Source organism: Faecalibacterium sp. IP-3-29, assembly GCF_023347335.1.
In the GTDB taxonomy this organism is placed as follows: Bacteria; Bacillota; Clostridia; order Oscillospirales; family Ruminococcaceae; genus Faecalibacterium; species Faecalibacterium duncaniae.
Genome location: NZ_CP094471.1, coordinates 1,943,949 through 1,965,963, shown reverse-complemented (window position 1 = coordinate 1,965,963; position 22,015 = coordinate 1,943,949). Strand labels below are relative to the sequence as shown.

Annotated in this window: 14 protein-coding genes; 11 read left to right on the top strand and 3 right to left on the bottom strand. The window is 55.9% G+C overall.

The window, feature by feature from the left end; all coding sequences use genetic code 11:
- Positions 1 to 96: 96 nt before the first annotated feature.
- Entirely contained in the window at positions 97 to 1,467 is a 1,371-nt protein-coding gene (locus MTP40_RS09385) for an MFS transporter (RefSeq protein ID WP_249259237.1), read from the bottom strand.
- A gap of 249 nt (positions 1,468 to 1,716) precedes the next feature.
- Between MTP40_RS09385 and MTP40_RS09380 the strand changes: the two genes are divergently transcribed.
- Complete coding sequence (locus MTP40_RS09380) at positions 1,717 to 2,580, top strand: helix-turn-helix domain-containing protein (RefSeq protein ID WP_249259236.1); 864 nt, start codon at positions 1,717 to 1,719, stop codon at positions 2,578 to 2,580.
- A gap of 93 nt (positions 2,581 to 2,673) precedes the next feature.
- On the opposite strand, the gene MTP40_RS09375 is transcribed toward MTP40_RS09380, so the two are convergent.
- Both MTP40_RS09375 and MTP40_RS09370 read right to left on the bottom strand, forming a co-directional pair.
- Positions 2,674 to 3,582, bottom strand: a complete 909-nt coding sequence (locus MTP40_RS09375; RefSeq protein ID WP_249259235.1) for a DUF4300 family protein — start codon at positions 3,580 to 3,582, stop codon at positions 2,674 to 2,676.
- Positions 3,583 to 3,702: 120 nt separating this feature from the next.
- Entirely contained in the window at positions 3,703 to 4,134 is a 432-nt protein-coding gene (locus MTP40_RS09370) for a hypothetical protein (protein ID WP_249259234.1), read from the bottom strand.
- A gap of 184 nt (positions 4,135 to 4,318) precedes the next feature.
- Between MTP40_RS09370 and MTP40_RS09365 the strand changes: the two genes are divergently transcribed.
- The 10 genes from MTP40_RS09365 (at position 4,319) to tuf (ending at position 21,887) form a co-directional block, all read left to right on the top strand.
- Positions 4,319 to 4,939, top strand: a complete 621-nt coding sequence (locus tag MTP40_RS09365) for an IMPACT family protein (RefSeq protein WP_117533319.1) — start codon at positions 4,319 to 4,321, stop codon at positions 4,937 to 4,939.
- A gap of 209 nt (positions 4,940 to 5,148) precedes the next feature.
- The gene (locus tag MTP40_RS09360) at positions 5,149 to 6,147 is read left to right on the top strand and encodes a deoxyguanosinetriphosphate triphosphohydrolase (protein ID WP_097770300.1); all 999 of its coding nucleotides are present in this window, start codon (positions 5,149 to 5,151) and stop codon (positions 6,145 to 6,147) included.
- 21 nt (positions 6,148 to 6,168) lie between these two features.
- Positions 6,169 to 7,944 (top strand): DNA primase, encoded by a 1,776-nt coding sequence (dnaG, locus tag MTP40_RS09355; RefSeq protein ID WP_249259233.1) that lies wholly within the window; start codon positions 6,169 to 6,171, stop codon positions 7,942 to 7,944.
- A gap of 41 nt (positions 7,945 to 7,985) precedes the next feature.
- Entirely contained in the window at positions 7,986 to 9,065 is a 1,080-nt protein-coding gene (gene rpoD / locus MTP40_RS09350) for an RNA polymerase sigma factor RpoD (protein ID WP_330220914.1), read from the top strand.
- A gap of 442 nt (positions 9,066 to 9,507) precedes the next feature.
- A complete protein-coding gene (gene rpoB / locus MTP40_RS09345; protein WP_207684849.1) occupies positions 9,508 to 13,329 on the top strand; it encodes a DNA-directed RNA polymerase subunit beta in 3,822 nt (1,273 codons plus the stop codon).
- A gap of 26 nt (positions 13,330 to 13,355) precedes the next feature.
- Positions 13,356 to 16,931, top strand: a complete 3,576-nt coding sequence (gene rpoC, locus MTP40_RS09340) for a DNA-directed RNA polymerase subunit beta' (RefSeq protein ID WP_249259232.1) — start codon at positions 13,356 to 13,358, stop codon at positions 16,929 to 16,931.
- Between the two features lie 373 nt (positions 16,932 to 17,304).
- On the top strand, positions 17,305 to 17,733 hold the full coding sequence (gene rpsL / locus MTP40_RS09335; protein WP_005930554.1) for a 30S ribosomal protein S12: 429 nt from the start codon (positions 17,305 to 17,307) through the stop codon (positions 17,731 to 17,733).
- 158 nt (positions 17,734 to 17,891) lie between these two features.
- Entirely contained in the window at positions 17,892 to 18,362 is a 471-nt protein-coding gene (rpsG, locus tag MTP40_RS09330; RefSeq protein WP_005930552.1) for a 30S ribosomal protein S7, read from the top strand.
- A 24-nt stretch (positions 18,363 to 18,386) separates the two neighbouring features.
- The gene (fusA, locus tag MTP40_RS09325) at positions 18,387 to 20,513 is read left to right on the top strand and encodes an elongation factor G (RefSeq protein WP_097773654.1); all 2,127 of its coding nucleotides are present in this window, start codon (positions 18,387 to 18,389) and stop codon (positions 20,511 to 20,513) included.
- 168 nt (positions 20,514 to 20,681) lie between these two features.
- Positions 20,682 to 21,887: an elongation factor Tu gene (tuf, locus tag MTP40_RS09320; RefSeq protein WP_005930548.1), complete on the top strand. Its 1,206-nt coding sequence runs from the start codon at positions 20,682 to 20,684 to the stop codon at positions 21,885 to 21,887.
- Positions 21,888 to 22,015: the final 128 nt, after the last annotated feature.

Genomic DNA, 22,015 nt, shown 5'->3' with positions numbered 1-22,015 from the left:
TTTTATAATTTTATAATATTTCTCCAGCCTCCCCGGAGGAATCGCTGGATTCCTCCGGGGAACAGCAGATGAAGGAGAAATGATAATGGCTTGTTATCAGACTGCTGCACGCAGTTTTTCATTTGCTTCTTCGACCTTCATACGAGAGAGAATGAAGGTGATGATGGCATCCAGAGCAAACGGAATCACCAGATACATGATCTTCAGCATATTGATGCAGGAATCCGGCTGAACGGTCAGAGCGCTGTCAAAATGGCTTGCTGCCAGCAGCCAGCCGGTGATGGCAGTACCCAGACCGCCGCCCAGCTTCACGCCGAGAGAAGTGCAGGAGTACATCGTGCCATCCACGCGCTTATGCTTCGTCAGCCAAGTATATTCAGAGCAAGCAGCAATTGCAGCGTTCATATCGCCCTGCCAAGGACCCTGACCAAGAGCTGCGATTGCAGTAAAGAGCAGCATCAAGGTCACATTGCCGCTGCCCATGTAACCAGCTACAGCAACCAGTGCACGAGAAATCGTTGCCAGAGTATAGCTCATTACATTCAGCTTATACATTCCATTCCACTTTGCAACCAAGGTCGGGGTGAACACCAGTGCGATGATCAGAGGAATGTTGATTGCCCAAGAGAATACACCGAACAGATTCTGGTTGCCAAGGATGTAGGTTGCATAGTAGGTGCCCATGCTGATCATGGCACCGTAGATCTGCTGCAAAATGTAGGTGACGCAAATCATCATATAATATTTGTTACCAGCAAGCAGCTTTGCAGCCTGAACCAGATTGTACTTTTCGTCCTGCTCGATTTCCTTTTTGTTGGTGGTATCCACCAATTCGCCTTCCGGCAGTTCCTTCACGGAGAAAACGGAGAGGGTGTTGACAAGCAGACCGATGATGGCGTAGATGATTGCAACCGTGCGCCAACCGGCAGCACCACCGCCCAATGCCGTAACAGCACCCAGCGTGATGGACTGGATGAGCAGGCTGGTGGCAAAGGCGAACATGAAACGCCAAGAACCCATCTCGACCTGTTCGGCACTGTTCTTCGTGACGAGAGCAGTCAGTGCAGAGTAAGCAATGTTGTTGGCAGTGTAGAATACAGCGTTCAGCAGAGTATATGCGATCAGGAACCATGCGTACTGTGCAAACTGTCCCAGATTGGTCGGGATGGCGAAAATTGCCACCAGCGTAATGGCACAGCCAATGTAGCCGTACAGCATCCAAGGACGGGCTTTGCCCATCTTAGAATGCGTTTTGTCAATCAAAGAACCAAAGAAAATGTCCGTCACACCGTCCAGCAGTTTGGAAACTGCAATCAGAGTGCCGACAATACCGGGGTTCAGGCCAACGGTGTTGGTCAGATAGATCATGACGAAGGAGGACAGGAATGCGTACACCACGTTGCCTGCAATATCGCCTGAGCCATAGCCGACTTTATTATACCACTTTAGATAACGTTTCCCAGTCATTGTGCTTTCTCCCATCTTGCTTGTTTTGTGTGGGCGCGACCAATCTGCTGCGCACTTCAGACTGGAATTCTCATTACGCAAGTTGCCCAAATCTCTTGCGTTTCGTCTGAAAATATTATAGAATCTAATGGAACGAAAAGATATAGACAAGATGGAACAAAATATGCACAAAATCAAAGAGTTTGTAATTTTTTGATAGAACATTTCCCAAATCACTGTAAAATCTCTGAAGATGAGGAGGACGCAGGGATGTACTTCAACTCAGGATATTTGAACAACTCCCGTTTGGATTTCAAAGACTACTCAAAGCCGCTGGTCGTAGGCAGCTGCGGCACTTATCGCTTGAAAAAACGCCCTAAGCTACCTACTTTTTGGGCAAAGGGTCGCAGAGACTATCAAATCCTCTATGTGGCATCTGGTAAAGCACACTTCTGGTTCGATGGTGTTGAGGAAGTGGTGACTTCTGGACATATGGTGCTTTATCAGCCGCAAGAAATCCAGAAGTATGTCTACTATGTAGAAGATCATCCAGAGGTGTTCTGGATTCACTTTACAGGATATGATGTCAAAAACATCCTGAACTATCACGGAATACCCTTGGACAAGCACGTTTTTTACAGCGGCACACTGCCGGATTACAAAATGCTGTTCCGAAAGATCATCCGGGAACTGCAACAATGTGAATATGGCTATGAAGACTATATTGCTTCTCTCTTTAACATCATTCTGTTTTTAGTAAGCAGGCAACAGCAGGAAAGCGAGAAAACAACTACAAGCATCCCCGAAGAAATCGAAGCCGCCGTTGCCTACTTTAACGAGAATTATAATACAAAGGTCAGTGTGGACGATTACGCAGAATCGCTGCATATCAGTACGAACTGGTTTATCCGTAATTTTAAGCAGTACATGAAAATAAGCCCTGCACAATACATCCTGTCCCTTCGGATGGTAAATGCACAAAGCTTATTGGAGAACACCGAATACAATATTGGAGAAATTGCAGAGATCGTAGGGTATGATAACCCACTCTATTTTAGCCGGGTATTCAAGAAAGAGTATGGTGTCAGTCCGGCACAGTACCGAAAGAATCTGGAAGAATCTACTGAAAAATGAGAAGGATTCCTTATAAATAAGAAGAGTAGAACCGTGCCGGTAAAAAATGCGATCCACAGCCAACAAGTCTACGACCCAACGAATGCGATGCTTTTAGCTTGCGTCTTTCTGTTCGTCAAGAATGCGCCAGCCGTCCATCAAGTCTGAATTTTCCATAATAAAGGTGTGGGCAGTATCCTGTCCCCACGAGCTGTCGTATTTCAGCATCAGATAATCGCTCAACTCGGTTCGATTTTTGAAATTCAACAAGCGATACGGCTCCTGAAAAGCGACCTTTTCAACGAAATATACTGCATCCGATGTGGGAAGCATAACGCCGACATGACCGATCATAAGAGAATTGTCCGTTTCAGAGAACTGATCGTGCAGGACTACGGAGACGAGACGGATCTTATCATCTTCTACGAAGGAGAGACCGCGTTTCTTCCATTCCTGTTGAATCGTTTTCAAATGGGTAGGAATATCGGTCGTATTGGTGGTTTTAACCGGGGCGAACAGCGCATCAAACTTTTGCCGTTCGTCGCCGCAAAGGGATTCCGGGTCAGAATCCAGCGTTTCATAGTCCATAAACAGGGTATCCTCGGCTGAGTCAAGGTCTGCCTTGCCCGTGACAGTGATAAAATCACCGAACAGCCCACAGGCAGTGATCCGACAGTTCCAGCCGGGGAAGGTATCGTATTTTTCTGTCCATGCGTCCTGCATGGAGTAAGGATCGTATTTCAGATCCGAAGGCTTGGCATTTTCAAACCCTGTGGTGAGCCACGCCGGGTCCACAGCATTGTTGAACTTTTGCACATGATCAAAGAAGGTCTGTATCCGTAGGTCGGATACGCCGGCATCCTGCAAAAGCTTGGAAAGAAGAGCTTGTGTATCCGAATCTGCCAAATTGGAGTATTCAATTTGCTGAAGGACGGGCTGAGAAGTTTTTTGAGTGCAGCCTCCTGCCAGAAGCGCACCGCAAAAAAGTGCAGCGGTGCAGACAAGAAAAGTTCGACGTTTCAAAAATGGTCACCTCGTTGTGTTTTTCGGAAAGTTTCTTTGAGTGCCGGAGTCTCAACCATAAGCGAAGAGAGCAACGCTGTTGGTCTCGTAACGAATGGTATCACAGATAAACAAAGAAAATCAATGACTTCTGTCGTATTTGACCATATATATTGTTGCAGTATCCATATCCCATACGGCTAACGCCCATTTGGGGAAAGACAATGCGGCGGTTTTCTGAACGATTTTCTTCATGTCGGACACAACAGGAGTATACCCAAGTTGGAATAAAAATTTTCCGTTTTTTCCGAATGGAAGGTTCAAATCGCTTTCCAGATAGACGGAGGATACCAACTTGCGAAGCGCGGCACGGCAATCCCATAGATTCCCCCATGCTGCAATGGAAGCTTGAAGAAAAGCCTCGCCCACACTATAATAGGCCGTAATCTTGATGTGCGTGAGGCTTTCCTCTGTATAAGATTTGTAGAGCCAGGAAGATCCATATGGCATCTTTTCCAGACCGATTTCACAGAGATAATGCTGCTCTTCTGAGATGTGTTTCTTCTTTTTCATACATTCTTTCGCTTATATAATGCCGGGCAGATGTTCTTCGGCGGGGCTTCTTCCAAGAAAAATCACTCGTGAAGATTGAAACGGGAGTTTTACGGTACGCAGTGCCAGCAAGCAGGCTTTTTCTTTGCCGGGATTTATGCTATACTTATTAAATAAATCAAATCAATGGGCAGGAGGAACCAGCGTGGAGGATTACCGCACCATCCGGGGCACGGCCACCGGAGAATATGAGGAAAAGAAGAGCCGCTTTATTGCACAGCTCTCCTTTGCGGACAGCGAGGAAAAGGCGGTGGCTTTTTTGGAGCAGGTGCGGGCAGCCAACCGCACAGCCCGGCACAATGTCTATGCCTACCGCCTGCGGGAGGGCAACCGGGAGCGCTACTCCGATGACGGTGAACCGGCCAAGACGGCGGGAACCCCGGCGCTGGAAGTACTGCAGCACAGCGGTTTGACCGACCTTGTCGTGGTCATCACCCGGTACTTTGGCGGCGTGCTGCTGGGCACCGGCGGCCTGGTGCGGGCCTATACCACCGCCACCGCCCGCGCGCTGGAAGCCGCCGAGGTGGTCACGGTACGCAGTGTGGTGGAGTTGGAGGTAACTGTGGACTACTCGCTCTATGAGCGGGCGGCGCTGCTCATCCAGGCGGCGGGGGCAAAGCTTGCAGACCCTCAGTTCACCGACCGTGTCACCCTGCGCTGGCAGATGCCTGAGGGTACGGAGCCGCCCTTGCTGGAGCAGCTCCGGGAGCTGACCCGGGGCGCTGCACAGGTGAGCGTATCGCAGCCGTTCTACGCTCCGTTCTGACCGGAAAATTGCCTGCCGGCTGTTATGACACTGGCTTCCCTGCGGGGAAGTCTGGGGAGCGACAGCAAGATCGAGAAATTTTATTCGTTCCAAGACAAAAACTTTCCCCCTTCGACAGGGCGGGTGTGCTATACTTGCCGCAGACGCGGCATGGGGATCGGCTGCGCCGTGCGAGAGGAGGGGGAGAAAACAGAAAGTGAGGGTTCCTGATGGATGTACGACAGCGCACCGAAGAGATCGAGCGGCTGACCTTGGCCCCCTGGGCAACATTCAGCGATGCCAGCCGGGGCAGGGTGAGGCCCGAAGAGCAGGACCCTATCCGTCCGGTGTTCCAGCGGGACCGTGACCGGATCATCCACTGCAAGGCGTTCCGGCGGCTCAAGCAGAAAACCCAGGTATTTCTCTCGCCGGAGGGCGACCTCTACCGCACCCGGCTCACCCACACGCTGGAGGTAGCGCAGATCGCCCGCACCATTGCCCGCGCCCTGCGTCTCAACGAGGATCTGACCGAGGCCATCAGCCTGGCCCATGACCTGGGGCACACGCCCTTTGGCCACGCAGGGGAGAGCGCACTGGACAAGCTCTGCCCGGAGGGATTCCGGCATTATATGCAGAGTCTGCGGGTGGTGGACAAGCTGGAAAAGGACGGCAGGGGCCTGAACCTGACCTGGGAGGTGCGCAACGGCATCGTGACCCATACCAAGGGCACCTGGGCGGCCACCCCGGAGGGACGCATCGTCCGCATGGCGGATCAGATCGCTTTTGTGAACCACGATATCGAGGATGCCGTGCGTGCCGGTGTGCTGGACCCGGCCACCCTGCCCAGAGAATGCACCGCCGTGCTGGGTGAGACGAAGTCGCAGCGCATCACCACCATGATCAACAGCATCCTGCGCAGCAGCGAGGGGGATGTGCAGGTGGGCGCAGAGGAGAACGAAGCCTTCCTGGCTCTCAAGGATTTCATGTACCGCACCGTCTATGTGGATCGCAGCGCCAAAAAGGAAGAACAGAAGGTGGAAAAGGTGCTCACCGAGCTGTACGAGTATTACCTGACCCACATCGAACAGATGTCCAACTTCTACCTGCAGCTGGCCTATCAGGAAGGACGCGACCGCGCAGTGACGGACTATATCAGCGGCATGAGCGATGAATTTGCCATCCGTACCTTTGAGGATGTCTTTGTGCCCCGCAAGTGGCATGTGTTATAAAAGGAGCATCGGAATACCAAAATGATCCCACACGAATATATTGAGGAACTGACCCGCCGCACCGATATCGTGGATGTGGTGGGCAACTATGTCCAGCTCAAGCGGAAGGGGCGGCTGTATGGCGGCCTGTGCCCCTTCCACAGTGAAAAGACCCCCTCGTTCTACGTCTACCCGGACACCCAGAGCTTTTACTGCTTTGGCTGCGGCGTGGGCGGCGATGTCATTCACTTCGTCCGCCGCATCAACAGCATCGACTACACCGAGGCGGTCAAGATGCTGGCTGCCCGCGCGGGAATGCCGGAGCCGCAGGAGGACGACAAGACGGGCCGCCTGCGAAGCCGCATCCTTTCCATGAACAAGGAAGCCGCACGGTACTTCCACGCCTGCCTGAACTCCACGGTCGAGGAAGCCCGGCAGGCCCGGGCCTACTGGCGGCGGCGCGGTCTGGACGACAAGACCATCGTCCGGTTCGGGCTGGGCTATGCACCGGATGACGGGCAGGGGCTGTACCAGTATCTGCGCGATAAGGGGTACAACCAGCAGGAGCTGGATGCCAGCGGGTTGTTCAAGCGCAGCCAGTCGGGCCGGATCTACTGCCTGTTCTGGAAGCGGGTGATGACCCCCATCTTTGACCTGCGGGGCAACATCATTGCCTTTGGCGGGCGTGTGCTGGACGATTCCAAACCCAAGTACGTCAACAGCCCCGAGACACTGGTCTACCACAAGTCGGATACCGTGTTCGCACTGCAGATCGCCAAGAAGAGCGCTTCCCGGCGGTTCGTTCTCTGCGAGGGTTACATGGACGTTATTTCCATGCATCAGGCGGGGATCGACACGGCGGTCTGCGCCTGCGGCACGGCCCTGACTCCGGATCAGGTAAAGCTCATCAGCCAGTACGCGGAGGAGGTCATCCTGAGCTACGACTCGGATGAGGCCGGCCAGAAGGCTACCCTGCGCTCGCTGGAACTGTTCCGCAACAGCCCGGTCAAGGTGGGCGTGCTGCAGATCCCGGGTGCAAAAGATCCGGATGAGTACATCAAAAAGTATGGCTCCGAGCGGTTCAAGGCACTGCTGGACGGCGTGGGCAACGCGCTGGACTTCCGGCTGGGGCGGCTCAAGAACAAATACGACCTCAAGCAGGATGCCCAGCGGCTGGAATATGTCAAAGAAGCCGTGAATATGCTGGCGGAGCGCTCCAACCCCACCGAGCAGGAGGTCTACGCCGGGCGGCTGGCCGAGGAGACAAACATCTCCAAGACCGCCATAATGACCCAGCTTGCCGATGCAGTAAAGCGCTCCAACAGCAAGCGCCGGTGGGCGCAGAATCAGGCACGGCTGCAGTCCGGTGAGATGCACCAGATCAGCGTGCCTTACAGTGCGGGCGGCTCTCAGGCGCTGGGGGTTGCCTCGGCAGAACAGCGGCTGCTGGCCGCCATGCTCCGGGAGCCCAGCTATATCCCGCAGGTGCGAGCCCAGCTCAGCCCGGAAAAGTTCGTTCTGCCCCAGCAGAAGGAGCTGTACGAAGCGTTTCTGCAGTGCCAGGAGCAGGGGATCGAGATCAGCCTTTCCACCCTGCGTCCCTTTGTGAGCGAAGAGGCGCTGAATGAGCTGAGCCGCCTTGCGGCACAATACAGCGATGTGAACTGTACGCCGGACGATATCCGGCTCTATCTGGACCGCATTGCCCGGGGCACCCCCGTGGCAGGCAAGGCGGCCGAAATGTCCAATGATGATTTGATACGGTATCTCCAGTCGATGCGAGAAAAGAAGCAGGGCACAGACCCTGCGGACGACTGACCGTTCCTCTCCTCCGGCTGGAGCTGGAAGGAGAAAGGATCATGCGGAAATTGTCGCAGACGGAAGAACTGGTAAAGATCCTGGCAGGCCGGGCCCGCCGCCATACCCTGACACCCGAGCAGATCAGCCGGGCCATGGATGAGCAGGAATACGATGTATCCGGGCTGGATGCGCTGTATGCGGCGCTGGAAGCCCGGGGCATCCGTGTAACCGAAGAAGAAGCGAACATGCCCATGCTGGATGAAACACAGATCGGGGAACTGGAGCACGAGCTCTCAGCCGAGGGCGTAGCACTGGATGACCCGGTGAAGGCATATCTGAAGGAGATCGGCCGGGTGCCGCTGCTGACAATGGAACAGGAGCTGGAGCTTGCCCGGGCCGCGCAGGCCGGGGATGCGGATGCCCGGCGGAAGCTGAGCGAAGCCAACCTGCGGCTGGTGGTCTCGGTGGCCAAGCGCTATGCCGGGCGGGGGCTGCCCTTCCTTGACCTCATTCAGGAGGGGAACCTCGGCCTGATGAAGGCGGCGGAGAAGTTTGAACCTGACCGGGGGTTCCGGTTCTCGACCTACGCGACATGGTGGATCCGGCAGTCCATCACCCGGGCCATTGCCGATCAGGGGCGGGTCATCCGCATCCCGGTGCATCTGGTGGAGAGCATCAACCGGGTGAAAAAGACGGCAGGGGAGCTTTTGCGCAAAAACGGCAGGGAACCCACAGCCGAAGAGATCGCCGTCCGGCTGGACATGGAGCCTGACCGGGTGCGGGAGCTGCTGCAGCTGGCGCAGGACCCCATCAGCCTGGAAACACCGGTGGGTGAGGAAGAGGATGCCCACCTGGAGGATTTTATTCAGGATGAGGAAGCAGGCGTTCCGGTGGACGAGGCCGGGCGGGAACTGCTGCGGCGGGAGCTGGCAAACGTCCTCAAGAGCCTGACACCCCGGGAGGAACGGGTGCTGACTCTGCGCTTCGGGCTGGAGGACGGGCAGGCCCGCACCCTGGAAGAGCTGGGAAAGGAGTTCAACGTGACCCGGGAACGCATCCGGCAGATCGAGGCCAAGGCTCTGCGCAAGCTGCGCCATCCCAGCCGCGCAAAGCGACTGCGGGATTATCTGGAAGAATGAGCACATAAGGGCACCGCAGGCAGCTGCGGTGCTTTTTGCATGGGCAGGGGAGAGCACGCATCAAGAGCCAAGGTGTACAAAATGCACAAGGGTGTTTTTGGCGAGAACGTGCAAAACTCAAAAATCAAGAGCCAAAATGCGCAAAGCTTACACGCACCCGTGCGTACCATGAAATCGCGGGCTTGACAAAAATATTGGGCCAAAATGCGAAAAATGGCTTGACAGCAAGACTTTTGAGGTGTATACTGCATTAGTATCACATAATGGCCTAGTGCGCCAAAAAGGGAGCTGCGCTGAAAGCGGCTGGACGGTGTTGACCGAAAAGTTTGTGAAAAGCGACGAACTTCCTTGGAGGATACGGGTCGATTTATGTGTGTGTGCTCAAATCTGACCCGTATAACGCAATATCCGTAGAGTATAAAAGTAAGGAGTGGTTGATTTTATGATGAAAGTCAAGCCCGTAAAGCTCGGCAAAACCGAGCGCATGAGCTTCTCCCACATCGACGAAGTCATCAGTATGCCGAACCTGATCGAGGTCCAGAAGAACTCTTATCAGTGGTTCCTGGACGAGGGCCTGAAAGAGGTCTTCCACGACATCGGCACCATTGAGGACTACACCGGTAACCTGGCGCTGAGCTTCGTGGACTTCCGTCTGGATAAGGAGCCCAAGTACAGCATCAAGGAGTGCAAGGAGCGCGACGTGACCTACGCTGCCCCCCTGCGCGTGACTGCCCGTCTGCTGAACAAGGAGACCGGCGAGGTCAAGGACCAGGAAATTTTCATGGGCGACTTCCCGCTGATGACCGATGCGGGCACCTTTGTGATCAACGGTGCTGAGCGTGCCATCGTCAGCCAGCTGGTCCGTTCTCCCGGCGTATTCTACGGAGATGCCAAAGATAAGGTGGGCAACGACCTGTACAGCGCAACCATGAACCCCAACCGCGGTGCATGGCTGGAGTACGAGACCGATGCCTCCAACGTGTTCTATGTCCGTATCGATAAGAACCGCAAGCTGCCCGTCACCGTGCTGTGCCGTGCGCTGGGCCTTTCCTCTGATGAGGAGATCCTGAACTTCTTTGGCGAGGATGAGCGCATCCTGGCCACTCTGGAGAAGGACACCACCAAGAACCAGGACGAGGGCCTGCTGGAGGTCTACCGCAAGCTGCGCCCCGGCGAGCCCCCCACGGTGGAGTCCGCTACCAACCAGATCAATATGCTGTTCTTCGATCCGCGCCGCTACGACCTGTCTCGTTTCGGCCGCTACAAGATGAACAAGAAGCTGTCTCTGGCCCGCCGCATCACCGGCTTTGTTGCCGCTGAGAACATCGTTGCTCCCCTGACCGGCGAGATCATCGTTGAGGCCAATGGCAAGATCACCCGCGAGCTGGCCGAGAAGGCAGATGCCGCCGGTGTGGATACCGTTATTCTGAGCATCGAGGGCAAGAAGGTTAAGGTCATCACCAACGGCTGTGTGGACGCACAGGGCTTCTTCTCCTTTGATGTCAAGGAGTGCGGCATCAACGAGCGCTGCTCCTTTGATGAGATCAAGAAGATCCTCGACACCACCTCTGATGTGGAGGAGCAGAAGGAAATGCTCCGCCGCAACCATGACCAGCTGATCGGCCGCACCGTCACCGTGAAGGACATCCTGTCCTCCATCAACTACCTGAACGGTCTGGGCCACGGCGTTGGCACCACCGATGATATCGACCATCTGGGCAACCGCCGCATCCGCAGCGTTGGTGAGCTGCTGCAGAACCAGTTCCGCATCGGCTTCTCCCGCATGGAGCGCGTCATCCGTGAGCGCATGACCCTGCAGAGCCAGGATCAGAGCGTTATCACCCCGCAGGCACTGATCAATATCCGTCCTGTGGTCGCCGCCATCAAGGAGTTCTTCGGCTCCTCTCCGCTGTCTCAGTTTATGGACCAGAACAATCCTCTGGCCGAGCTGACCCACAAGCGCCGTCTGTCTGCTCTGGGCCCCGGCGGTCTGAGCCGTGACCGCGCAGGTTTCGAGGTCCGTGACGTTCACTACAGCCATTATGGCCGTATGTGCCCCATTGAGACCCCTGAAGGCCCCAACATCGGTCTGATCTCCTATCTGGCATCCTACGCCAAGATCAACGAGTACGGCTTCGTTGAGGCTCCCTACCGCAAGGTCAAAAAGACTTACGACGAAAACGGTAAGCTGATCGATCAGGTCGTTACCGATGAAGTGGAGTATATGACCGCTGACGTTGAGGACGAGTACGTTGTTGCTCAGGCCAACGAGCCTTTGGATGAGACCAAGCACTTCATCCGTCCCCGCGTTTCTGCCCGCCGCCGCGATGACATCCTGGAAATCGATGCCGATAAGGTCGATTATATGGACGTTTCGCCCCGAATGATGGTCTCTGTTGCGACCGCCTGCATCCCCTTCCTGGAGAACGATGACTGTAACCGTGCTCTGATGGGCTCCAACATGCAGCGTCAGGCAGTGCCTCTGATGGTCACCCAGCAGCCCATCGTGGCTACCGGTATGGAATACAAGGCTGCCACCGACTCCGGCACCGCTGTTCTGGCAAAGAACGACGGTATCGTTGAGAAGATGGATGCCGACCACGTCACCGTCCGCAATGCACAGGGCGGCGTGGACAACTACCCGCTGGTCAAGTTTGCCCGCTCCAACGCAGGCACCTGCATCAACCAGCGTCCCATCGTTGAAGTGGGCGAGAGCGTCAAGGCCGGTCAGGTGCTGGCCGACGGCCCCGCAATGCGCAACGGTGAGATCTCTCTGGGTAAGAACGCCCTCATCGGCTTTATGACCTGGGAAGGTTACAACTACGAGGACGCTGTCCTGCTGAACGAGAAGATCGTCCGCGAGGATGTGTACACCTCGATCCATATTGAAGAGTACGAGACCGAGTCCCGTGACACCAAGCTCGGACCTGAGGAGATCACCCGCGATATCCCCAACGTCTCCGAGGATGCCCTGAAGGATCTGGACGAGCGCGGCATCATCCGCATCGGTGCCGAGGTCAAGAGCGGTGACATCCTGGTCGGCAAGGTCACCCCGAAGGGTGAGACCGAGCTGACCGCTGAGGAGCGCCTGCTCCGCGCTATCTTCGGCGAGAAGGCCCGCGAAGTCCGTGATACCTCTCTGCGCGTGCCCCACGGCGAGTACGGCATCATCGTGGATGTCAAGGTCTTTACTCCTGAAAACAGCGATGAGCTGCAGCCCGGTGTCCGCGAGGTCGTCCGCTGCTACATCGCTCAGAAGCGTAAGATCAGCGTCGGCGATAAGATGGCAGGCCGTCACGGCAACAAGGGTGTCGTTTCCCGCATCCTGCCGCAGGAGGATATGCCGTACCTGCCCGACGGCACCCCGCTGGACATTGTGCTGAACCCCCTGGGCGTTCCTTCCCGTATGAACATCGGTCAGGTGCTGGAAGTCAACCTGGGCTACGCTGCCAAGGCATGCGGCATCAAGGTTATGACCCCCGTGTTCGATTCCGCTCGCGAGAACGACATCGGCGATACCTTCGACACCGCCCGTGAGCTGTGGCACGGTGAGAATGCTCCCGCATATCCCACCAAGCTGCCCAAGATCATGGGTGAGAAGGGCCACATCATCGACTTCTCCAAGATCGAGCTGGATCGTGATGGCAAGACCACCGTTTACGATGGCCGTACCGGCGAGAAGTTCGATAACCGCGTTACCGTTGGCTATATGTACTACCTCAAGCTGCATCACCTGGTCGATGATAAGATCCATGCCCGTTCCACCGGCCCCTACTCTCTGGTCACCCAGCAGCCTCTGGGCGGCAAGGCTCAGTTCGGCGGTCAGCGCTTCGGCGAGATGGAAGTCTGGGCTCTGGAAGCTTACGGTGCCGCTTACACCCTGCAGGAGATCCTGACCGTCAAGTCCGATGACGTTGAGGGCCGTGTCAAGACCTACGAGGCCATTGTCAAGGGCGAACCCATCCCGCAGCCCGGCATCCCCGAGTCCTTCCGCGTTATGCTGAAGGAGCTGCAGTCTCTGGGTATGGACGTTGTGGTCCAGGACAAGGACGGCAACGAGATCGATATGCGCCAGAACTTCGACGACGAAGAGACCGGCTTTGATATGCGTGATGTTGCAGGTTCCGAGACTGTTACCAACGAGAATGAGCTGCTGAACGATTACACCATCAAGGATGCTGACGCAGGCTTCGATGATCCTTCTGTGCTGGAAGATGACAACTCCGGCAGTGCGGCTCCCGCTTCCGACGAAGTGGATTTTTAACTAGAGATTAAGAAAGGGTTCGTTTCATGGAAAACAACGTTTTCGATTCCATTAAAATCGGCCTGGCTTCTCCGGAGCAGATCCGCAACTGGAGCTACGGCGAGGTCAAGAAGCCTGAGACCATCAACTACCGCACCCTGAAGCCGGAGCGCGACGGCCTGTACTGCGAGCGCATTTTTGGACCTACCAAGGACTGGGAGTGCCACTGCGGCAAGTACAAGCGCATCCGCTACAAGGGCAAGATTTGCGATCGCTGCGGTGTCGAGGTCACCAAGGCAAAGGTTCGCCGTGAGCGCATGGGCCACATTGAGCTGGCCGCGCCCGTCAGCCACATCTGGTACTTCAAGGGCATCCCCAGCCGCATTGGCCTGATGCTGGACATCAGCCCCCGCCTGCTGGAGAAGGTTCTGTACTTTGCAAGCTATATCGTTACCAATCCCGGTCTGACCCCGCTGGAAAAGAAGCAGCTGCTGACCGAGAAGGAATACCGTGAGATGCGTGAGCGCTACGGCGATGAGTTTGAGGCATCCATGGGTGCTGAGGCCATCCAGGAGCTGCTGAAGGAGATCGATCTGGATCAGCTGAGCGCTGAGCTGACCGCTGAGGTGGAAAAGTCCTCCGGCCAGAAGAAGGTCCGCATCCTGAAGCGTCTGGAGGTCGTGGAGGCATTCCGCATTTCCGGCAACCGCCCCGAGTGGATGGTCATGGACGTGCTGCCCGTGCTGCCCCCTGATCTGCGCCCCATGGTCCAGCTGGACGGCGGCCGTTTTGCCACCTCCGACCTGAACGACCTGTACCGCCGCGTGATCAACCGCAACAACCGTCTGCGCCGCCTGCTGGAGCTGGGTGCTCCCGACATCATCGTGCGCAACGAGAAGCGGATGCTGCAGGAAGCAGTTGACAGCCTGATCGACAACGGCCGCCGCGGCCGCCCGGTCACCGGCCCCAACAACCGTGCCCTGAAGAGCCTGTCCGATCTGCTGAAGGGCAAGCAGGGCCGCTTCCGCCAGAACCTGCTGGGCAAGCGTGTTGACTACTCCGGCCGTTCTGTTATCGTCGTCGGCCCTGAGCTGAAGATGGATCAGTGCGGTCTGCCCAAGGAGATGGCTCTGGAGCTGTTCAAGCCCTTCGTGATGAAGGATCTGGTCGAGAAGGGTGTTGCCAACAACATCAAGTCTGCTCGTAAGATGGTCGAGCGTGCAAAGCCCGAGGTCTGGGACAGCCTGGAGACCGTGATCAAGGGCCACCCGGTCCTGCTGAACCGTGCACCTACCCTGCACCGTCTGGGCATTCAGGCCTTCAACCCCGTGCTGGTCGAGGGCCGTGCCATCAAGCTGCACCCCCTGGCATGTACCGCATTCAACGCCGACTTCGACGGCGACCAGATGGCAGTTCACCTGCCCCTGGGCGAGGATGCCTGCCGTGAGGCCAAGATGCTGATGCTGGCTTCCGGCAACCTGCTGAAGCCCTCTGACGGCGCACCTGTTACCGTTCCTACTCAGGATATGATCCTGGGCAGCTACTACCTGACCACCGTTCGTGAGAACGAAGAGGGTGCAGGAAAGATCTTCCGTGATGAGAACGAGGCCCTGATGGCCTATGCAGAGCACGTTGTGACCCTGCACGCTCCCATCAAGGTCCGCCGCACCATGGTCATTGACGGTGTGGAGCGCACCGGTCTGGTGGATGCCACCGTTGGCCGGATCATCTTCAATAACCCCGTTCCTCAGAACCTGGGCTATATCGACCGCACCGACCCGGAGCACTGGCTGGAGTATGAGGTCAGCTTCCGCGTGACCAAAAAGACCCTGCCCGACATCATTTCCCGCTGCATGACCCGCAATGGCACCCGTGCCTGCGCAAAGATGCTGGACTCCATCAAGGCTCAGGGCTATAAGTACTCCACCCTGTCTGCAATCTCTGTTGCTGTGTGTGACGCTGTCATTCCTCCGCAGAAGGACGAGCTGATCGCTGACGCGGATAAGCAGGTCTCTCAGGTCAACAAGCTGTTCAACCGCGGCCTGATCTCTGAGAACGAGCGTTACACCCAGACCATCAACATCTGGCAGGCAACCACCGATAAGGTCTCCAAGGCGCTGGCAGCCAACCTGCCCAAGGACAACGAGATCTTTATGATGGCTGATTCCGGTGCGCGTGGTTCTATGAACCAGATCAAGCAGCTGGCCGGCATGCGCGGCCTGCTGGCCAACACCGCAGGTAAGACCATCGAGATGCCCATTCGTGCAAACTACCGCGAAGGTCTGAACATTCTGGAATATTTCGTTTCTGCCCGTGGCGCTCGTAAGGGTCTGGCCGATACCGCTCTGCGTACCGCTGACTCCGGCTACCTGACCCGCCGCATGGTCGATGTCTCTCAGGAGGTTATCGTCCGTGAGATCGACTGTGGCACCACCGACGGCCTGTGGGTCTCTGAGATCCACGAGGGCAAGGAGAAGATCGAGAGCTTCCGTGAGCGTATCATCGGTCGTTACGCTGTGGGCGATGTGATCAACCCCGTCACCGGCGAGATCATCGTGCCCGAGGGCAAGATGATCGACCTGTACGATGCCAACGACATCGAGGCTGCAGGCATCACCAAGCTGAAGATCCGCAGCCTGCTGACCTGCCGCGCCAAGGTGGGTGTCTGCGCACACTGCTACGGCAGCGATATGGCAAACGGTGAGCCCGTCCAGCTGGGCGAGTCCATCGGTGTCATCGCAGCAGAGTCCATCGGCGAGCCCGGTACCCAGCTGACCATGCGTACCTTCCATACCGGCGGTATTGCATCTGCTGAGGATATTACCCAGGGTCTTCCCCGTGTTGAAGAGCTGTTCGAGAGCCGCCGTCCCAAGAGCATGGCCATTATGAGCGAGATCTCCGGTGTTGTCTCTCAGGATGACACCAAGAAGAATGTCGTCATCAAGGTCACCGGTAAGGACGAGAACGGTGCCGAGGTGGTGAAGAGCTACTCCATCCCCTTCACCCAGCATGCACGTGTCATGCCCGGCGATCGTGTGGAGAAGGGCGACATCATCACCCGCGAAGGTGTCCTGTATCCCCAGGATATCCTGGCCATCAAGGGTCTGAGCGATGTGCAGAACTACCTGATCAGCGAGGTCCAGAAGGTCTACCGTCTGCAGGGCGTTGAGATCAATGATAAGCATATCGAGGTCATCGTCCGCCAGATGTGCCGCAAGGTCCGCGTGACCGACTCCGGCTCCTCCGACCTGATCGGCGGTGCACTGGCAAACCGTCTGGAAGTTGAGAACATCAACGCCGAGCTGCAGAAGCGCATTGATGACGGTGAAGAGGGCATCAAGCTGGTCGAGTATCAGCAGGTGCTGCTGGGCATCACCAAGGCTGCCCTGGCAAACGAGTCCTTCCTGTCTGCCGCATCCTTCCAGGAGACCACCCGTGTCCTGACCGAAGCCGCCATCAAGGGCAAGGTTGACCCGCTGGCCGGCCTGAAGGAGAACGTCATCATCGGTAAGCTGATCCCCGCCGGTACCGGTCTGCCGGAGGTGCGTGAGGATCTGAAGCGCCGTGAGCAGGAGCGCGACGAGGCTGTTGCCGCTGAGCTGGCTGCAGCAAACCAGCAGTAAAACTCTGTCTGCCCGGAACTGAATCAATCCATGAGCCGCCTTTCCCTGAACGCAGGGGAGGGCGGCTTTTTTGATTTGAAACTCCCTTCGTCATTGCTTCGCAATGCCACCTCCCTCTGGGAGGGAGGCCTGCTTGGCCCGAAGCAGGGGAAAGGCCCCCTCTGAGAGGGGGCTGTCTGCGCAGCAGACTGAGGGAGTAAAGGAAAAATCGGCGGTTGAGTCCTTCGGCGAATAAAACAAAAAAATATTGGAAAAACTGTTGACATTCCTAATCAAAACGAGTATTATATAACTGTTGCGCGTCCCCATAGGGGAAGTGCGGCTAAAAAGTCGGAAAATATCCGATGTTCACTATTAAGAAAGGAGAAACAAAATGCCTACTTTTAACCAGCTTGTACGCAAAGGCCGTGAGGTCCTGGTTACCAAGAGCACCGCTCCCGCCCTGCAGAAGACTTATAACTCTCAGAAGAAGCAGTACTCTGATCTGAGCAGCCCCCAGAAGCGTGGTGTCTGCACTGCAGTTCGTACCATGACCCCCAAGAAGCCTAACTCTGCTCTGCGTAAGGTTGCTCGTGTCCGCCTCACGAATGGTATCGAGGTCACCTCTTACATTCCCGGTATCGGCCATAACCTGCAGGAGCACTCCGTCGTGCTGATCCGTGGCGGCCGTGTTAAGGACCTGCCCGGTGTGCGTTACCACATCATCCGTGGTACCCTGGATACTCAGGGTGTGGCAGGCCGTAACCAGGCCCGCTCCAAGTACGGCGCAAAGCGTCCTAAGGCCGGTGCTGCAAAGAAGTAATTGAGGACAACCGCCATAAACGGCTTTCCATTATATAAATAACAAGTCCGCATTGCGCGGAGGGTAACGGTTTATGTAAGGTCAGCTCTTTGTGACACAACGGGAGTTTTATTACTTTCGAGTACCGATGATATCATTCTGTGAAGGAGGGAAGAAAGATGCCTAGAAGAGGTAACATTGCTAAGCGCGATGTCTTAGCTGATCCTATTTACAATTCCAAGATGGTCACCCGTCTGGTCAACAGCGTGATGCTGGATGGCAAGAAGGGCGTCGCTCAGAAGATCGTTTACGAGGCTTTCTCCATGATTCAGGAAAAGACCGGCAACGATCCTCTGGAAACTTTCGAGAAGGCGATGGAGAACATCATGCCCAGCCTCGAGTGCAAGACCCGCCGTGTTGGTGGCGCTAACTACCAGGTTCCTCTGGAAGTCAGCCCTGCCCGCCGCGAGACCCTGGGTCTGCGCTGGCTGACCGCTTACAGCCGCAGCCGTGGTGAGAAGACCATGGCCCAGCGTCTGGCCGCCGAGATCATGGATGCTGCCAACAACACTGGTAACGCCGTGAAGAAGCGCGAGGATACCCACAAGATGGCCGAGGCCAACAAGGCTTTCGCTCATTTCCGTTATTGATCTGTTCTGTAGGAGGTTAATTTCATGGCTACACCCAGAGAAGTTTCTCTTCAGATGACGAGAAATATCGGCATTATGGCCCACATTGATGCTGGTAAGACGACTACCACCGAGCGTATTCTGTACTACACCGGCATCAACCACAAGATCGGCGAAGTCCATGATGGCGGTGCCACCATGGACTGGATGGTTCAGGAGCAGGAGCGTGGTATTACCATCACTTCCGCTGCTACCACCTGCTACTGGAGCCACTCTGAGACCCAGAAGGATCCGGTTGCATTCAAGAAGAACCGTCACCGCATCAACATCATCGACACCCCGGGCCACGTGGACTTTACTGTTGAGGTCCAGCGTTCCCTGCGCGTCCTGGACGGTTCTGTGACCGTTCTGGCTGCTAAGGGCGGTGTCGAGCCTCAGTCTGAGACCGTTTGGCGTCAGGCTGATGAGTACAAAGTCCCTCGCATGGTTTACGTCAACAAGATGGATACCATGGGTGCCGACTTCTTCCGCTGCATCAAGATGCTGCATGATCGTCTGCACGCTAACGGCGTGGCGATCCAGCTGCCCATCGGCCAGGAGGATACCTTCCGTGGTATCGTTGACCTGGTCGATATGAACGCTGAGGTCTACTATGACGACATGGGCAACGATATGCGCACTGAGCCCATCCCTGAGGATATGGTCGAGCAGGCCGAGGAGTACCGCAACATCCTGATCGAGGCTGTTGCCGAGAACGACGAAGTCCTGATGGAGAAGTATCTCGAGGGTGAGGAGATCACCCGCGAGGAGCTGAAGGCTGCCATCCGCAAGGAGACCATTGCCAACACTCTGGTGCCCGTGGTCTGTGGTTCTTCCTACAAGAACCGTGGTGTCCAGAAGCTGCTGGACGCTATCGTGGATTATATGCCCGCTCCTACCGACGTTGAGGACATCAAGGGTGTGAATCCTGAGACCGAAGAGCAGGAGACCCGTCCGTCTTCCGACGACGCTCCCTTCGCAGCTCTGGCCTTCAAGATTGCAACCGATCCGTTCGTTGGTAAGCTGGCTTACTTCCGTGTCTACTCCGGTAAGGTCGAGGCTGGTACTACTGTCTACAACTCCGTGAAGGACGCTAGAGAGCGTATGGGCCGCATCCTGCAGATGCACTCCAACCACCGCAAGGATATCGACTGCTGCTATGCAGGTGATATCGCTGCTGTTGTCGGTCTGAAGAACACCACCACTGGTGATACTCTGTGTGATGAGAATCATCCCATCATTCTGGAGTCCATGAAGTTCCCCGAGCCCGTTATCCGCGTTGCCATCGAGCCCAAGACCAAGGCCGGCAACGAGAAGATGGGCATCGCGCTGGCAAAGCTGGCCGAAGAGGATCCTACCTTCAAGACCTACACTGATGAAGAGACTGGTCAGACCATCATCGCAGGTATGGGCGAGCTCCATCTGGAGATCATCGTCGACCGCCTGTTGCGTGAGTTCAAGGTCGAGGCCAATGTCGGCGCACCTCAGGTCGCTTACCGTGAGACCATCCGCAAGGAGGCCAATCAGGAGACCAAGTACGCACGTCAGTCTGGTGGTAAGGGCCAGTACGGTCATGTTAAGATCAAGATCGAGCCCAACGAGCCCGGCAAGGGTTACGAGTTCGTCAACGCCATCGTTGGCGGTGCTATCCCGAAGGAATACATCCCGGCTATCGACAATGGTATCCAGGGTGCTATGAAGTCCGGCGTTCTGGCTGGCTATCCTGTCGTTGATGTCAAGGTCACCCTGTGGGATGGTTCTTATCATGAGGTCGACTCCTCTGAAATGGCCTTCTCCATTGCTGGTTCTATGGCATTCAAGGATGCTATGCGCAAGGCTGACCCCATCATCACCGAGCCCATCATGAAGGTTGCTGTTATCGTTCCTGATGAGTATCTGGGCGATGTCATCGGCGACTTGAACTCTCGCCGTGGCCAGATCCAGGGCATGGAGGCAATGGCAGGCACTCAGCGTGTCAACGCTTTCGTTCCTCTGGCTCAGATGTTCGGCTATGCCACCGACCTGCGTTCCAAGACCCAGGGCCGTGGCCAGTATGTCATGGAGCCTTCTCACTACGAGCCGGTTCCCAAGAACATTGCCGACCAGATCATTGCTGGCCGCACCAAGGCTTGATTGCCTGAAACAAAGTAAAATTTTGCCGGGGTAGTGTAGCTCCGGCAAAATTTCCTGTAAAAGCACTTGATTTTACAGGACAAATTTAGTAGAATAGTTTTGCAATGCAATTCTGTGTTTGCAGGACTGTTGTAACCAAATTCAATCCGATTAAGGGAGGATATTCCAATGGCTGAAAAGGCAAAATTTGACCGTTCTAAGCCGCATGTTAACATCGGCACCATCGGTCACGTTGACCACGGCAAGACCACTCTGACCGCCGCTATCACCAAGTATCTGGCACTGAAGGGCGACGCAGACTTCATGGACTATGCCAACATCGATAAGGCTCCCGAGGAGCGCGCTCGTGGTATTACGATCAACTCCGCTCACGTCGAGTACCAGACCGATGCTCGTCACTACGCTCACGTTGACTGCCCGGGCCATGCTGACTACGTTAAGAACATGATCACCGGTGCTGCTCAGATGGACGGCGCTATCCTGGTCGTTGCTGCTACCGATGGTCCCATGCCCCAGACCCGTGAGCACATCCTGCTGGCTCGTCAGGTCGGCGTGCCCTATATCGTTGTCTTTATGAACAAGTGCGATATGGTCGACGACGAAGAGCTGCTGGATCTGGTCGAGATGGAGATCCGTGAGCTGCTGAGCGAGTATGACTTCCCCGGCGACGACACCCCCATCATCCGTGGCTCCGCTCTGAAGGCTCTGGAGTCCACCTCCAAGGATCCTGATGCACCCGAGTATGCTTGCATCAAGGAGCTGATGGACGCTGTTGACAGCTATATCCCCAACCCCGATCGTGAGGAAGACAAGCCCTTCCTGATGCCCATCGAGGATGTCATGACCATTTCCGGCCGTGGTACTGTTGCTACCGGTCGTGTTGAGCGTGGCATTGCTAAGGTTGGCGATGCAATGGAGATTGTTGGCATTAAGCCCGATCGTCTGAGCACCACCATCACCGGCCTGGAGATGTTCCGTAAGTCTCTGGACTTCGCTGAGGCTGGCGATAACATCGGCGCTCTGCTGCGTGGTGTTGACCGTACCCAGATCGAGCGTGGCCAGGTTCTGGCTAAGCCCGGCACTGTCCATCCCCACAAGGTCTTCGAGTCTCAGGTCTACGTTCTGACCAAGGACGAAGGCGGCCGTCACACCCCCTTCTTCTCTAACTATCGTCCTCAGTTCTACTTCCGTACCACTGACGTGACCGGCATCATCACCCTGCCCGAAGGCACCGAGATGTGCATGCCCGGCGATAACGTTCAGATGCACGTTGAGCTGCTGACCCCCGTTGCTATGGAAGAGGGCCTGCGTTTCGCTATCCGTGAGGGTGGCCGTACCGTTGGTTCCGGCGTTGTTGGCAAGATCATTGAGTGATTTTGACCCTCTGCGCCTGTTCTAAGGCAAAAGGTTAAACTTACAAAGAGCCTTCCCATTCCGGAGAGTGGGAAGGCTCTTTTTGCGCTAACAGATCCTCTGCCCGAGATGGCAGGGGATTTTTGTTT